This window comes from Halobacillus alkaliphilus (genome assembly GCF_900113125.1).
GTDB classification, from domain to species: domain Bacteria; phylum Bacillota; class Bacilli; order Bacillales; family Halobacillaceae; genus Halobacillus; species Halobacillus alkaliphilus.
Map to the genome: position 1 here is coordinate 18,003 of NZ_FOOG01000012.1, position 14,625 is coordinate 32,627.

Consider the following 14,625-nt stretch of genomic DNA (forward strand, 5'->3'; position numbering starts at 1 on the left):
TCTTCTGTTTCGTTTGAAGAATCCTTTGTTTCTTCGTCAGTTTCTTCTTCTACATTGGAATCTGATTCTTTACTTTCTTCCTCTGGTTCTGGATCCTTCTCTTCAGCTTCTAATTCAAAAGAAAGTGTTTTTGTTTCATTATTAGCTAATTTGAACTCAGCTGAATGTTTTTCTTTTTCCAAGTCTTCTTTCAGTATAGCTGAAACTGTGATATCAGCTTTTACACCTTGACCAATGATGTCCTCATTGAAGACGACTTTCACTTCCTGATCGGAATCAATGGAATATTTACCAACAACTTGACCATCTTCACCTTTTACGTCTGTCTGAGACTCTTTGGCAACGGCAAGAAGGTCTGGTATTGAGAATGTAAATGCAGCTTCATCTCCGTATTCATGATCCTTTGGCAGGAACAAAATGTACGCTATATCTATGTTTAATTCCTGAGCTTCTTCAGCGTTCAGAACCTTTGGGAGGTCTCCACCCTGCTTTTTCGTCCATTCAACCTCATTTATTATGTTTTCTTCTACAGCTTTTCCTTTCTCAGGAAGTTCTTTTTCTTCTTCCTGCTCTGGAGCCTCAGAACTTTCTTGGGTTTCTTGCTTTTCATTTTCTTTTCCTTTATCGGTTTCTTCTTTATTGTCTTCCTTTTCTCCATTTTTAGTTTCTTTTTCTTCATTTGTTTCCGCTGGCTCATCCGTTGAAACTTCTGCATCGCTGCCTTCAGCATTAACAATCCCAGATGAATAAGGAAGTGTTTGCGTACTAACCATGATCGCCATGATCCATACTAAGGCCATTTTCTTCATCATTCGTTTCATATTTTTATTCAAACGCACTCACCTCTTTCTAAATAGCTGTGTGTGAACTATGTTAATTTTACTTTCAACTTAAGAGCTAGAGGGAAGTTTAGTCGACCCGTTCCCCCCATTTAAGCAGTCTTTTATCATTGACTGGATAAGGATGACAAGTAAATAATGTAACAAGATCTCTTCCTTCTTGTATGCCAAGATGATCTGTTTCCCACGGTTGCACAACTTCTGTTTGAAAAATTCGATAAGTCAGTTTTTTATCGAAAAAATAAATATGGAATTTATCGCCTTCCTTGAGTTTGTCCAAATGCCTGAACATCTCCTTAGTTGCCATTCCTCGATGACCAGCTAATAAAGAGTGGGACCCTGATTGACCTGTAGGTAAAGAGGATCTCTCCACTATCCCCACCCCTTCAGATAACTGAGCTTCTGATGCCCCTAAATATATTGGGAGCTGAATTTCAAGTTTAGGAATCGATAATACAGCAAAGACTTCATCTCCGTAGTCAGCAAAACAATCTTCGACAGGAGAGTCTTTCTCAAATGGATCTTCTAATTGATCAGACGTATTAATAAAATTCTCATTACACTGCTTAATCAGTTCAATTTCTTCCTTTTCCCTTTGGTTGAGCTCATATTCTTTAAACTCATGCATATAAGACTCAGCTGTTTTGGAGAGAACCTGGTTATTTACCCACTTCGCAGCCCAGGGGTACAGGGTAATGGCTAGTCCGAGAAACAGTACGAATAAAGCGATAACTTTACCCTTTTTACTCAATTGACTTCACCCTTTTCATCCTCCTCCACATTACTATGGTTAAAATAAGGAGGAGTACTCCAGTAAGCACTACGAGGCTACCAATATTGCCCCCATTGCTCTCCCCGCCACTTGCGGATTCTTCAGTTGTTTCCGCAGTCATTTCTTTCTCTGGCTCTTCAACTCTTTCTCCTCGAACGAGCATTCGGTGAGTGTTTTTTCCGTAGGGAGTACAAGTAATTAAAGTGACCAGGTCTTTGTCCTGCTTAACTCTTAAATCTTCTGTCTCACTAGGGAGAACCACTTTTACCTGATCTATCTGATAGTAAAGTGTTTCAGAAAGAACTTGAACTTGAAAGATATCTCCTTCTTCCATCTGATCTAAATCTGTAAACATATCGGCACTCGGCAATCCGCGGTGGGCTGTAATCACCGAATGAGTACCTTTGCCTCCCCCGGGAAGTGAGGTGTTTGACATATGTCCTGCCCCCCGGCTTAACACTTCTTCTCCTGTACCGTGATAGATGGGAAGTTTAACACCAATTTTAGGAACTTCTACATATCCCATCGACTCTCCAATGTTTAGTACATTGTAATAGCCGCTTTCTGCGGTTTGTTCTTCATCAGTATCAAATGGATCGAGAAGGGGAGCATTGTCAAGATTACGATTCTCATTATAAGACTCAACTTCCTGTTTCATCGCTTCAATTTCTTCAGGATCAAGGTTTTCTACCTCTTCTTCGTAATCATTCGTAATTTTGACCTGCTTTTCCGTCATTATCCAATTGCTTACATAGGGGTAAGAAAAAATTCCTAATCCTAACAGGAAAATTAAAAGAATCATTAATTTGCGCACTTCTCCCCCTCCCTTCTCTTAAACATCTTACAATTCGCTGTCTACTTTTCTTTTTCTCATCATATAAACACCTGCTGCAACCATCATAAGAAAACCAATTATGGTGAACCATGTGGTGCCCATACCACCGGTTTGTGGTAGTTCCCAGCCAGATTTAGAGTTCTCTACCGTCACATTGTAATCATCGGCTGAAGCTTCCGTAATAGTAATATCGATTGGGCTTGTTAATAAGCGGTAAGAATTGGTCTCTCCGTTTTCATTCACATAAGTAGGAGCCTCAACTTCTTCCAGCTGATAATCGCCAAGATTCAATCCTGTAACTTCAAAGCGTCCCTGCTCATCGGTCGTTAAACCTTGGAGGGAAGTCACGACTTCTCCATTCACTCGAACGACAGAGTTTTCAGGTACAGCAATTGGGTTTCCTTCAGCATCATTAAGATCAAACACTGCACCTTCTAGAAGAATACTGTTATCATCTTCATCCACTTTAATAACAGTAACTCCACCATCAGCCGGAGTTACGATAACAGGCGGTGTTGTCGGTGGGTCTTCTGGATTTTCTCCTCGGTCGTTATCAAAGTCTAAAGTAGCGGTGTTTGGAATACCTGTTTCTTCTGGATTTAATTCAGCATCCGAGTTAATGGTCGCATCAAAAGTTACCGTAAGCGTTTCTGCGCCAGCTAGAGCTGAAAAATCATTGACCGTGGTTATAATCGTCTCTCCTTCAGTAACGCTCACAGCATCTCCAGCTGGATTTCCGTCAATAAGTACTTCGACAGATCCTCCCACAAGAGATAAACGATCATCTAACGAATCACTAATTTCATATTCAGCGTATTCTCCAATATCTCCTGGCAGGTTAGAATCGATTTGGTAGGAATAGGCCTTATCACGGTTAATATTAAGGTTATCTATCAAATCGCCCGTTTCAGGATCAACAATCTTCTTATCTATTTCAGGCATCTCATAGTTTACTCTCTCTGTATCTACTACCACTCCTGTTGTCTCTCCATCAGCAGATATCGTCCCCGGTTCCACTATTGAGAATTCAACCGGCGTGTTATCAATCGCATGGCCTTCGGGAGCTTCGGTCTCTACGAAATAATAATCCCCATAGGCAAGGCCATCAATTTGGATAAGACCAGCCGCACTAGTAGTATAGGTACCGCTTGATACATCTTCACCCGTTTCTGATGCTTTAAACAGTTCAAAGACAGCTCCAGAAAGAGCCTGACCGTCTTCTCCTGTCTTCGTGAGCTCAACCGCACCACGGATAATTTCATTTTTCGGATAAACGTTGACATCATAATTCAACGTATTGCCATCATTTTGTGTTAACGGAACATCAACAGAAAAAACTTCCGTATTCAACACGACATCCTCAGGACCATCGATTTCTTGGAACGTATATCTTCCTAAAGGAAGATTATTAAGAACAACTTGTCCGTTCTCGTCCGTAACCCGCGTGTAATCGGCTCCTGTTCCATCAGTGATTTCTGTCCAAGTGTTAGTTTCTGAATCAAAGGTATGAGTTTGATTGATTTCAAAAGTTACACCTGGCAGTGGATCTCCTTCTACATCATTAATTTCTGATCCATTTCCTTCTCCATTTTCAGAACCTTGTTCTTGTTCGTATTTATTAATGGTAAGAGAAGGATTATCTGGAGACCCGCTTACTGTAAGCGCAGAAACACTTTGAGGAGTAATGACAGATCCAATTAACACTAAAGCCATTAACAATATGCTATTTATTTTTTTATTCATTTTTCTTACCTCCCTGACATTTTATAGTTTAGTAATCACCCAAAAGAAACGGAGTTCTCTCCGCCCTCCTTTCAAATCAAAATGACTGATTCCTAAGTAAGTAGAATGGAGAAACGAGATTTTCAATCAATATGTACTTAGGCACAATTATTCTATCAGTGGTAAATATACAAAAAATCTACATTTACGACATTCTTATACAAAAACGAAATCCTCGCGTACAGAATTAGCGGTAAACAATTAGATATGTTAAGGAAAGTTTGCGAAGGACGTGACGTATATGGAGTGATCTTTCATAGCGATCAAGATTCGCAGTGTACGTCCTATGAATTTCAAGAATTGACCATAAAAAGAGGCATTATCAGAGCATCTCCCGATGAGGGAGTTGCTCTGATAATGCCGTCTTCGAATCTTTTCAGTCTACGTTAAAATCGGAAGAATTCATTCCTGTAGATCGAGGGAAGATTTGTCATCATATCGTACGCTCAAAAATCGACACGTACATGTATTACTACAATTATTGTTGCCCTTTTCAAAAGCTAAACTGCCAAACTCCAATTGAATTCAGAATAAAGGTAGCCCAGATGTTTTCTGTTTTTAAGACCACATACTTTTTAAAATTTAAACATTTTTCTTAATTTCTTCTTTTGTTAACAATTTATATAATAGCTCAATAACCTCATGTTGTTTTCGTTTTTTAATATAACCTCTTCTAGCTAAAGATTTCCTATCACAACCAAAAGATTTCTATAAAATATTTAGGAAGTATGAGGAACCTTCATTCTAAAACTTATTAACCTAATAAAAAGTCTTGTACAGTATTTTTCACCTACTTTAAAAAGTAAAAAAGCCTCTCAAGAGTTCGGGGAACTAATGAGAGGCTACCTAGATTTAGACATTAAATTATAGAAATCCAGTCATCTATATTGGAATAAGTGCATTTTTTGAATAGGTTTTAAAATAATTTTTTTAAATAAATAAGAATTTTATTTCATGACCAACACACTTCGTCAATCTCATAATCTTCTGAGGCATCCGCTTCCCCAGTTATACAAGAAAAACATCCCTGGTAAGCAACTGCACTGCCAATAGCCCAAATTTCCTGATCACAGGTGAAGCAGCTGGCCCCATTTTTCTTATCAATAACTGCCTCTTTAAGCCTTTTTTTTAATTTACTTGGTTCTTCGGCAGGATTACTCTTACAATGTTTATTCACAAAGGATCCTATAGAAATAGGTACCATAAATGATTTCCTTTCTTATCGTTTTTCTTTTATTCATTAAAGGATTTTAACTTCTTTTCAATACTAGCTAAGGAATGTTTATACTCTTTTGTGTATTTTAGTTAAAGATTCAATTTCAATATAAATGAACGCCACTGTACTAGAAGTTTGATTTAATATACAAACCAAAATACACCTTCTCAGCGAACTAGAAATCATAAAGCCATTCTTAGCTGTAACCGCTGGAACCTTATCTTTTAATGACTTTCCCATTCATCCGTTCAACCCACTGATGGAGTAGGTTATTATACCGGAGAAGGTTTTTGTGGATTTTAATGGCCACTTCTTCATTATAGGTATGGACGGTCAAATTACGATCATTTACCATTTCCAAAGCCAGAACAGTCTCTTCATCCTCCAACAAGTGGACCTCCCTGCAACTGCGAATGACGCTCTTCGGAGAACCGGCATCCACCCCTTCTACGTCATATAAATATTGCTTAGCCGCTTTCCAACTTGCCTCGAAAGTGAATTCAAATCGTTGAATCGCTGCATCTCGTTCCACATCATTCGGATTTTTAAGGGTAGCTAGCTTTTCAAAGGCAACCAACGCTTTTTCTGCTGCTTCTAATCGTTGGCGTAATCTTTCCATAAAATCCCCTCCTCTTTCACTTGTTGGACTAAAGATTCTTTGGCATCATGTAAATCGACCACATCTACCTTGTAAGGAATGGTAGACTCTTCGATTTGCTCGATCAATTTATTCCATTTAAAAGCAGAGATCGGGGAGTGGGAATCAATAGCGATGTCGATATCCGAACTATGTTTTTCTTCCTGTCGAGCCCAAGAACCAAATAAGTAAACACGTGCTTTTTCCTTGCTGAGTTGTTCATTCAAAATCGATTTTAGTTGTTCTAAAATTTGTTCCCGTAAATCTGCAGGAGATCCCATAGAATCCCTTCCTCTTTTTTTGTACCATTATAGCATATGTACGTTTTCTCTTTGCTGGATTTTCCTTCCCCACTTCCACCATTCAGAAATTCGATTGGTAACAGCCCCAATATTAACTACATTAATACCTAGATGGGTCTTCCGATAACTGCGCTGTAAAGTTATTGCAAAAAAGTCTCTGCTAGTGCTAGTTAATTTCACACGTCTTTGAATTATGAATTTCATTCTTATATTTTAAATACTCGTTCAGACCCATAATTTTATCTATCAAAATAGCTTCATCTGCTTCCCACTACTATTTTCTTCATCATTGCCTTGAACTTTGTAATCCATCGACTTATATCCGTGCATGCGCTTTTCATACATTGCCCTCAACTCGGGAACCTGATAATCAACATAATCATACACTTTTACCACATTCTTATCCGCATGAACGCGATGCAATCTACCGACATATTGTTGAAGCGTTCCTTTCCAGGCTATTGGCATGGCAAGGAACAAAGTGTCCAATCTAGCATTGTCAAATCCTTCTCCAATATACTTGCCAGTTGCAATAATAAGCCGCTCTTCATTATCTGAAAGATTTTCTATTATCTTTAAGCGGTCTTTCTCTTCTTGCTTACTCAGTTTACCTGTTAATACGATTATGTTCTTAGCAAATCCTTCAAAGAGCTTCTCCAATTCATGCACATGATCAATCCGCTCTGTCAGAATAATTGGATGCGAATTATTTTCAAGTTCTTTTAATACATCATTGAATATCAACTTGTTCCGTTGTTCATTACTAGCCAAATTTGCATAAATCTGTTGAATGTTGTCGCCATTATTTTTGAAACTAGTAAATCGTGGAATAAGTATGTGGTCAAACGGATGGAGTTTCGCCTGGCTTTTGGCGGTAACTTTATAACAGATTTCCCCACACTGCATAGCAACTATCTTTTGTAGCCCGTCTTTTCTAGTTGGTGTTGCAGTTAGTCCGTGAACGTAAGCAGCCTCAACTTCCCTTAACACTTTTTCAAAGCTTACCGCTGAAATATGGTGGCATTCATCGACAATTACCTGTCCATAGTCCTTAACTTTTTCACGCATATCTTCTGATCTGCTCAAAGTCTGAATCATGGCAATATCCAATTTACCTGTTGGCTTCTTTTTACCTCCACCTATTTGACCAACCTTGTTTCCATCCAAATCAAGAAAGGACTGCAAACTTTCTTTCCACTGAGTAAGCAGTTGCTTGGTGTGCACGATGATTAATGTGTTGATATTTCTCTCTGCAATTAGCGCTGCCGCCACAACGGTTTTACCAAAACCAGTTGCCGCTGATAGGACACTACAAGTACTTATTTCCATAGCGTTGACCGCTTCTTTTTGTTTTGGCAGAAGACTCCCACGAAAATGTATATTGTAACTGCTACCTTTGGTGGTTTGATCATCGATGTAGAATTTGATTTTGTTCCTAAATAAAACAGCTTTTATATCTGCCAGACAACCGCGCGGGATAATCACCGAGTCTTCCATCTCATAACTACAGTCAATTTTTCTGGGGATCCTGTGCGTAGAGAGCCTTTTGGATTGTGCTTTAAAAAATTCTGGATTGTTAATGACGGCAAGTTTTATTAACTCGTTCAAAACATTTGGTGGAAGCTTATTTTTGGGAATATGTATGCCGTTTTTTCTTATGATGGTTACTTCAGAAGGTATATTTACCTCATATGATGATGGTTTACTTTTTACAGTGTAACTGATGGAATCATTGTGTCTTACCAGAATGGATTCAACTGTTTTTTTACTGATTTTTTTTACAGACTCCAAGTACGTCCATTGATCAATATACGGTTCGAATTTTTCATTAACAAAAACACTATAACCGTTTTTCCTGGGGAATTGCTGTAAAGGTAGTGCAATCAGGTTTCCAAATCCTCCTTTAGGCATAGTATCCTGATTGGGGAAAAAACGATCAAACGAATCCACACCTGTCTCGTAACGTTTTTCCAGGGTCCGGTTCATAAGAAGATTCCCTAATCTACGAGCAGTTTTCGCAGTCATTTTATCACTAAAAAAAATCCAGACGTGGCAACCATCTCCGGATCTAGAGATTTCCATACTTGCAGGTACGCCTGCTTCCTTACAAACACCGATGAACGTCAAAGCGTCCTTTTGCCAGTCTTTTTTATCAAAATCAACTGCCAAAAACCAACACGTTTCATCTTTTAATAAAGGATAGATTCCAATAGTTTTATTGCCACGCAAGTGATTTTCAATAACATGGTCCGTTAGTGGCAACAACTCACGCTCTTTATATTTTTTATTGTGGTCATATTTTCTTGCCGGTGCATAATTTGACCCTCCATCGGATACCCAATGCACCGCATACACGTCTGTTCGTCCTTTAAACAGACCTCTAAAAATATTGATGCGCTTCTGTAAGATTTCATTTCTCGCCATGTGTTGACTTTGGGGGGCCTGATTGTTAGAGACAGGAATTTGATGCTTTGCCAGCATTTTTTTCAATTTGTGGTTTTCATCTTTTAGCTGGGTAATTTCCTTTAATGCGATTTCCAATTTCCGCTCTAAATCGTTCATGAATTATCCCTCTTCATGCAATTTGATCTCAGCTTTTAAATATATTAAGTCATATCTAACAAATCGTCTAACATCATCAAGTTGCTTATAGAACCTATTTTTATTGTAAAATGAGGATGTTAATCTGTCTATTAGAAGTATATTCAGTTTTTCATGTCCTAACAAGCTTTGAATAACTACGATTGTCTCTCCATTATTAAGCATATGAGTAGAATAACTATTTCTTAATTGATGAGGTGTTCTTTATTAATATTTACGCGACTTGAAACCCGTTTAATACTATATCGAATAAGCTTAATACTCATTCCTTCTTAGATCCTCTCTTTTTAATAAATATCCACCATAATCAGTGCATTCCTCTAATATATCTCCAACCAAAGCTAACAACTTTATTAAAGCAGATTTCTCTTTCTTTCCCTGTAAACACTCCTATTTATTAATCTTGGGATAAACAAATGTATCCTCCCGGCTCATATTTAAGAATAAAAGAAAAGCCTCTCAAGAGTTTATAAACTCTTGAGAGACTTTTAGATTTAGTAAAAGATTTTAAAAACCAGTCAATTTGTTCTCAAACCCTATGATGATAGGGTTACGGGGGCTATCACATCATGCCACCCATTCACTGTATTTAATAAAGAATAACGAATAGGATATAGAAACCCCTATATAATCGGCTTTCTAGCTTTACTCTATTAGTATGAGTTTAAATAAGATATCAGTAATAATATAGAAAATCCAATCAATATTAGGTTAAACCCTATTAAATCATTCTTTCTTAGTATTAAATACTACCGTTAAACAAATGGGGCAATAATAATAATAAAATTCTGCCCCATCTCATGTGTTGTTAGTTTTGAAGTTACTTCATTATAATTAATTATCTATAAAAAGCAAAGACCCGCTAAGAGAATGTACAGGTTTAATTAAAGCACCGCAAATTTGACGGAATAATTATTAAAAAGGGTTCCTATTGAGCACTTCCAGTTTGAAAAAATCCAATATTGGGAAAAGTTGATTATGGATTGAGTAGAGGAAAATGTAACCTCTGTCCTTCATATATGCTAGGGCGCTCAAACGACACTTTTTCATCATTATGGTACCGATAGATTTGCCCTTCAGGAAAAATATTTAAGTACTTTTACCATAGAACCTTTAATAGTCACGGAGACATTAAGCTCTTGCAAGGATTTGACGATGAGTTTATAGCTTTCCCCTCACTACATACAAATAGATCAGCAGATTAAATAAATGCAGCAGTTGAAGAGTTAGAGCTGTTAGTTTCTTCATAAGAGGCAGACCGATTTCTCATGATGTCCAAGGTTAGTACACACATTATAGGTACTGGACGATTGGAATACGATAAGGAGATCCCTTAAGGAAATATAGGAGCGAGATTTAGACAGAGAGTTAAGTGCAGAATTTACCCGCGCATTATTTTCCAACTAATCCCCCTCCAGAACTCCCATCGAATCGGTGGCCTTCTCATGCTCGTTTATTATTTTTAAATTGTCCCAATTATTATGAGTATAAGGAAGCGCTATATAAGTGGAAATGAGAGAGACAGAAATTAGTGAAATGAGGAAGATAATATGGAGCGTAATCACACCATGATGCAATTTTTTGAATGGCACTTGGCTAACGACGGTGACCACTGGAATCGTCTAGCGCTGCTAGCAGGTGAAATAAAAGAATGTGGCATCGATGCTTTATGGATCCCCCCCGCAACAAAGGGTATAAGCCAGGAAGATAATGGATACGGAATTTATGATGGTTACGACTTAGGCGAGTTTGATCAAAAGGGTACAGTTCGTACAAAATACGGAACGAAGCAAGAACTCTTAGAAGGCATAGCCGCTTGTAAAAATGTAGGAATTCAAGTTTACTCAGATGTTGTCATGAATCATAAAGCCGGTGCCGATGATACGGAGCGCTTTGAAGTGATCGAAGTAGATCCTAATGATCGATATAGAGTTGTCTCTGAGCCCTTTGAAATCGATGGATGGACAAAGTTTTCATTCCCTGCACGAAACGGGAAACATTCCTCCTTTAAGTGGTCCCATTACCATTTTAACGGCACGGACTATGATGCCAACGAAGATAGAATTGGTATTTTTCAAATATTAGGAGACAATAAACGCTGGAATAGACATGTTGATAAAGAATTTGGAAACTATGATTATCTCATGTTCGCTAACATTGATTACCACCATCCAGCCGTACAAGCAGAAATGCTTTACTGGGGTGAATGGTTTATTAACACAACCACATGCGACGGTCTTCGGCTAGATGCGATTAAACATATTAATCATAACTTCATCTCTGTTTTTGTTCATTCCATGCGTTTGAAATTTGGAAAAGATTTTTATTTTGTAGGTGAGTTTTGGAAGCCAGACCTAGAAGCATGTCAAAACTTCTTAAACTATGTAGATTACGAAATTGATATATTTGATGTAAGTCTTCATTATCACTTTCACGAGGCTTCATTGGTTGGTCGTAATTATGATTTAAGTAAAATTTTTGAAGACACCCTTGTTGGTACTCATCCTAAGAACGCAGTGACATTTGTTGATAATCATGATTCGCAGCCTCAAGAAGCTTTGGAGTCCTGGGTGGAAGACTGGTTCAAACCTTTGGCATATGCCCTCATCCTCCTTCGTAAAGATGGTTATCCATGCGTTTTTTACGGAGACTATATTGGTATAAATGGTGAAAATCCGATCCAAGGTAAAAAAGATATGATTGATCCGATCTTAGATGCAAGATATCATTACGCTTACGGTGACCAAAAAGACTATTTTGATCATGGAAATACGATTGGTTGGGTAAGAAAAGGCGTCTCGGACTTTCCAGGATCAGGGTGTGCCGTAGTCATGACTAATGGTGATGATGGAAAAAAACGCATGTATGTCGGAAAAAAACTCGCTGGACAAATCTGGATAGACATAACGGGTAACCATCCCTCACGCGTAAAAATTACAAAGGATGGCTTCGGGCAGTTCCGTGTAAAAAGCTCTACCGTCTCTATATACGTTAAAGAGAATGCATTAGAAGAACAAGAATAAAAGCGCTAACGCGCCTTCTCCACGTCCCAAGCATCGGTTAGTCTCTTGGGGCGTCTTTCGCTATGTCCATCGTGCTTCGCAAAAAGGACACACCACTTCCACTTTCCAAAAGTCACGTAAGAATATTCCACGTAAAAAAGCAGCCAGAAGGGACACCCCTGGCTGCTTAATGCTTGTATTGTCAGTTTACTGGACCTTTGTTGGCACCAGTAGAATCATTATTATTATCGTCATCTTTTTGTTCGAACGCGCTTGTGGTAGCTACTACTTCATTCTCTGCAGAATCCGACAGCTCATCTTTAGCTGTAGAGGTTGAAAGAGTTTTGAGGGCTATCACATCATGCCGACCATTCACTCGTGCTATATAATAGGACAATAATAAGACCTACAAAACCTAATTATACTATGGTTTCCATCGCAAAGTTAATTTATAATACAATAACTTTAAACACTTTATGAACTGTATCCAGTCATAATCCATGTGGATTATAAAGACAAACAAAAACGCAAGTGAGGCTCACCCATTACCTCAATTGCGTCTTTGTTTGTCTCATCTTTTTCATAATCTGGTTAAGCACTTCCGAGAACACGAGCCCAAATGCAATAGCACCCGATATCATAAAAGCTTTCGCTGCAATGGAGATAGCGGCGCTGTAGTCATTTTGCACAAAGCTTCGCATGGCGTCATACGCGAGACTTCCTGGTACGAGTGGAATAATCCCTGGTACGCTAAATATAATCATAGGCGTTTTGTATATCCTTGCCAGCATCTGGCTGACAATGGCAATAACAAAGGAGGCGATGAGTGTAGCTGGGACACTGTCGACTTCTGCCCATACTAAGGATATGTAAATGACCCAACCAATCATGCCGACGAGACCACATTTGATGATCGTATTTCTTGGCGCCTGATAGATGATTCCAAAGGCAGCTGATGCAAAAAAGCTTGCTATGGCATATTCAATCAACATAGTTATTCCTCACGATCTCTAAAATAGTGCAAACATCACAGCAATACCTGCCCCAATTGCAAAAGCCGTTAAAAAGGCCTCCGCCCCCTTGGCGAGTCCTGAGATAAGATGACCTGCCATCAAATCCCTTACAGCGTTGGTGATGAGCAGGCCAGGGACCAACGGCATGATAGAACCAACAACTACCTTATCAACTTCCTTCCCAATACCTAATAAAAAAAGGGAAAAGGCTGTAAAACCAATCAACAACGAAGCAACGAATTCAGCAACAAATTTAATTTCAAATAATCGAATAAAGTTCATTAATGCAATAAATCCCAGTCCTCCTGCTATGCAGGCTGGCAGGAAATCGTACCAACTTCCCTGAAACATGAGAGTAAAGAAACCACTCGCTAACGTGGCAGCGATGATTTGCATGAGCATAGTATAATCTGTAGGACTGGTTTCAATTTTTCTAAGCTCTTTATACGCTACATGAGTAGACATGTCTCCATTTGTAATTTTTCTAGAGACGTTATTCGCGAGCTTTACTTTTTCGAGATTTGTCTCTCGTGCTGAAACTCTTACTAATTTTGCAGGGGCACCAGGGCTGATCGTAAACAAAATCCCAGTAGGTGTTACATAACTTTGTGCTTCATCCCGTCCAAAAGATTGGGCAATCCGCGTCATCGTATCTTCCACACGATAGGTTTCTGCTCCATTTTGTTGCATAATCTTCCCCATTAATAAACATAACTCAATTAAATCCTCTGTACGCTCCACTCGGTCACCTCAATTCGTATTACAGTATGTTTAGTGTATCTATTCATAGACTAAACGCTTAAAGCCCTTTTTAAAAATTTCCACAATCTCGAAACTTCTCCACTTTCTTTTGCACGAATGGCCGGATCTTAGCTCCATATTTGTTCTTAAAGGCTTCCCAATATTGAAGTTCATCAAAGAAAATTCGTCGTAAAATATTCGTCTCCTTACAAGTACAATACCACATCATCAAGGGCTGAGTATTGTCAAAAGTTATACACTCTTTACTTTGACAAAAACTAATAAAAGAACTATCAGGAAAAGAGGTGTGCATTAGTCCCTTTCCACACCTGGGTTTCTTGAATGTATAAACCATTCGGGTATGGGGACTTTAGATATTAATAATATCTGCTATTTTTTTCTGTGGGCGCGTTCGGAACAGTGGCAGGTGCCATCGTTCACTCGGTTTACGATGGCCAGATGCCCGAAATAAAGTAGAGGGAATTAAAAAACAAATCCTTTTGGAAAAAGTTATTTGGATTGTAACGAAGTTAAATACAGCTCCTAAGAAAAGGATTTGTTACTTAGATAGTTTTAAATCCCCACGAAATATTAGCTCTCATATGGGGCCTTTATGCCTCTGAAATCTATACCAAGCAATTGAGAAACTACATTTTCCTTAATGACACCTTCTTCAACCAAATAATTTAAAAATGCCCTGATTCGCTGTAATTTTGTATTTATCGCTCCAGCATTATTACCATAGTTTTGCCACTCTCTTAGAAATGTTTTTACAAGGCTAGAATTTACGGTCTTCTAAAAAACATGAAATGCAAATTTTAAAAGCAAAAAAGGACTACCTCCTTTATTTAGGAAGTAGTCCTTTAATTACTAACTATTTATACA

At 38.3% G+C, this 14,625-nt stretch carries 14 protein-coding genes and 2 pseudogenes; 3 read left to right on the plus strand and 13 right to left on the minus strand.

Features of this window, described 5'->3' with window-relative positions; genetic code table 11:
* The 4 genes from BMZ06_RS08785 to BMZ06_RS08800 all read right to left on the minus strand — a co-directional run.
* The coding region (locus BMZ06_RS08785) for an Ig-like domain-containing protein (protein WP_175477842.1) at positions 1-833 on the minus strand (833 nt) is incomplete at its 3' end.
* A 76-nt stretch (positions 834-909) separates the two neighbouring features.
* Positions 910-1,590, minus strand: coding sequence for a class C sortase (locus BMZ06_RS08790; protein ID WP_089751683.1), 681 nt, complete (start codon positions 1,588-1,590; stop codon positions 910-912).
* A complete protein-coding gene (locus BMZ06_RS08795) occupies positions 1,583-2,425 on the minus strand; it encodes a class C sortase (RefSeq protein ID WP_089751684.1) in 843 nt (280 codons plus the stop codon). The genes BMZ06_RS08790 and BMZ06_RS08795 overlap by 8 nt, the downstream gene beginning before the upstream one ends.
* Before the next feature lie 27 nt (positions 2,426-2,452).
* A complete protein-coding gene (locus BMZ06_RS08800) occupies positions 2,453-4,189 on the minus strand; it encodes a SpaH/EbpB family LPXTG-anchored major pilin (RefSeq protein WP_089751685.1) in 1,737 nt (578 codons plus the stop codon).
* Positions 4,190-4,384: 195 nt separating this feature from the next.
* On the opposite strand from BMZ06_RS08800, the pseudogene BMZ06_RS08805 reads away from it, so the two are divergent.
* Positions 4,385-4,827, plus strand: a pseudogene (locus BMZ06_RS08805) (hypothetical protein); the annotation flags it as partial.
* A 353-nt stretch (positions 4,828-5,180) separates the two neighbouring features.
* Here BMZ06_RS08805 and BMZ06_RS08810 read toward each other — a convergent pair.
* From BMZ06_RS08810 to BMZ06_RS08830, 5 genes are all read right to left on the minus strand, one after another.
* Complete coding sequence (locus BMZ06_RS08810) at positions 5,181-5,432, minus strand: hypothetical protein (protein WP_089751686.1); 252 nt, start codon at positions 5,430-5,432, stop codon at positions 5,181-5,183.
* A gap of 229 nt (positions 5,433-5,661) precedes the next feature.
* Positions 5,662-6,063 carry an HI0074 family nucleotidyltransferase substrate-binding subunit gene (locus tag BMZ06_RS08815; RefSeq protein WP_089751687.1) on the minus strand — a complete coding sequence of 134 codons (402 nt, stop codon included), beginning with the start codon at positions 6,061-6,063 and terminating at the stop codon, positions 5,662-5,664.
* A complete protein-coding gene (locus BMZ06_RS08820) occupies positions 6,039-6,362 on the minus strand; it encodes a nucleotidyltransferase family protein (RefSeq protein ID WP_089751688.1) in 324 nt (107 codons plus the stop codon). Before BMZ06_RS08820 ends, BMZ06_RS08815 begins: the two co-directional genes overlap by 25 nt.
* Positions 6,363-6,629: 267 nt before the next feature.
* Complete coding sequence (locus tag BMZ06_RS08825) at positions 6,630-8,945, minus strand: TOTE conflict system archaeo-eukaryotic primase domain-containing protein (RefSeq protein ID WP_089751689.1); 2,316 nt, start codon at positions 8,943-8,945, stop codon at positions 6,630-6,632.
* A 3-nt stretch (positions 8,946-8,948) separates the two neighbouring features.
* Positions 8,949-9,149, minus strand: coding sequence for a hypothetical protein (locus BMZ06_RS08830; protein ID WP_245755986.1), 201 nt, complete (start codon positions 9,147-9,149; stop codon positions 8,949-8,951).
* 1,207 nt (positions 9,150-10,356) lie between these two features.
* Here BMZ06_RS08830 and BMZ06_RS21275 point away from each other — a divergent pair.
* Positions 10,357-10,500, plus strand: a complete 144-nt coding sequence (locus BMZ06_RS21275; RefSeq protein WP_139205812.1) for a homoserine O-acetyltransferase/O-succinyltransferase family protein — start codon at positions 10,357-10,359, stop codon at positions 10,498-10,500.
* Positions 10,501-10,534: 34 nt separating this feature from the next.
* Entirely contained in the window at positions 10,535-12,007 is a 1,473-nt protein-coding gene (locus tag BMZ06_RS08835; protein WP_089751690.1) for an alpha-amylase, read from the plus strand.
* 181 nt (positions 12,008-12,188) lie between these two features.
* On the opposite strand, the gene BMZ06_RS20655 is transcribed toward BMZ06_RS08835, so the two are convergent.
* The 4 genes and pseudogenes from BMZ06_RS20655 to BMZ06_RS21280 all read right to left on the minus strand — a co-directional run.
* Positions 12,189-12,344: a hypothetical protein gene (locus BMZ06_RS20655; protein WP_175477843.1), complete on the minus strand. Its 156-nt coding sequence runs from the start codon at positions 12,342-12,344 to the stop codon at positions 12,189-12,191.
* A gap of 187 nt (positions 12,345-12,531) precedes the next feature.
* A complete protein-coding gene (locus BMZ06_RS08840) occupies positions 12,532-12,978 on the minus strand; it encodes a threonine/serine exporter family protein (RefSeq protein WP_089751691.1) in 447 nt (148 codons plus the stop codon).
* An 18-nt stretch (positions 12,979-12,996) separates the two neighbouring features.
* The gene (locus BMZ06_RS08845) at positions 12,997-13,740 is read right to left on the minus strand and encodes a threonine/serine exporter family protein (RefSeq protein ID WP_175477844.1); all 744 of its coding nucleotides are present in this window, start codon (positions 13,738-13,740) and stop codon (positions 12,997-12,999) included.
* A gap of 42 nt (positions 13,741-13,782) precedes the next feature.
* Positions 13,783-13,966, minus strand: a pseudogene (locus BMZ06_RS21280) (hypothetical protein); the annotation flags it as partial.
* Between the last annotated feature and the right edge of the window lie 659 nt (positions 13,967-14,625).

Bases quoted from the DNA above. Each gene is read 5' to 3' on its own strand.
- BMZ06_RS08820 (WP_089751688.1), bottom strand. From the start codon at position 6,362: ATGGGATCTCCTGCAGATTTACGGGAACAAATTTTAGAACAACTAAAA.
- BMZ06_RS08815 (WP_089751687.1), bottom strand. From the start codon at position 6,063: ATGGAAAGATTACGCCAACGATTAGAAGCAGCAGAAAAAGCGTTGGTT.
- BMZ06_RS08800 (WP_089751685.1), bottom strand. From the start codon at position 4,189: ATGAATAAAAAAATAAATAGCATATTGTTAATGGCTTTAGTGTTAATT.
- BMZ06_RS08840 (WP_089751691.1), bottom strand. From the start codon at position 12,978: ATGTTGATTGAATATGCCATAGCAAGCTTTTTTGCATCAGCTGCCTTT.
- BMZ06_RS08835 (WP_089751690.1), top strand. From the start codon at position 10,535: ATGGAGCGTAATCACACCATGATGCAATTTTTTGAATGGCACTTGGCT.
- BMZ06_RS08810 (WP_089751686.1), bottom strand. From the start codon at position 5,432: ATGGTACCTATTTCTATAGGATCCTTTGTGAATAAACATTGTAAGAGT.
- BMZ06_RS08825 (WP_089751689.1), bottom strand. From the start codon at position 8,945: ATGAACGATTTAGAGCGGAAATTGGAAATCGCATTAAAGGAAATTACC.
- BMZ06_RS08830 (WP_245755986.1), bottom strand. From the start codon at position 9,149: ATGCTTAATAATGGAGAGACAATCGTAGTTATTCAAAGCTTGTTAGGA.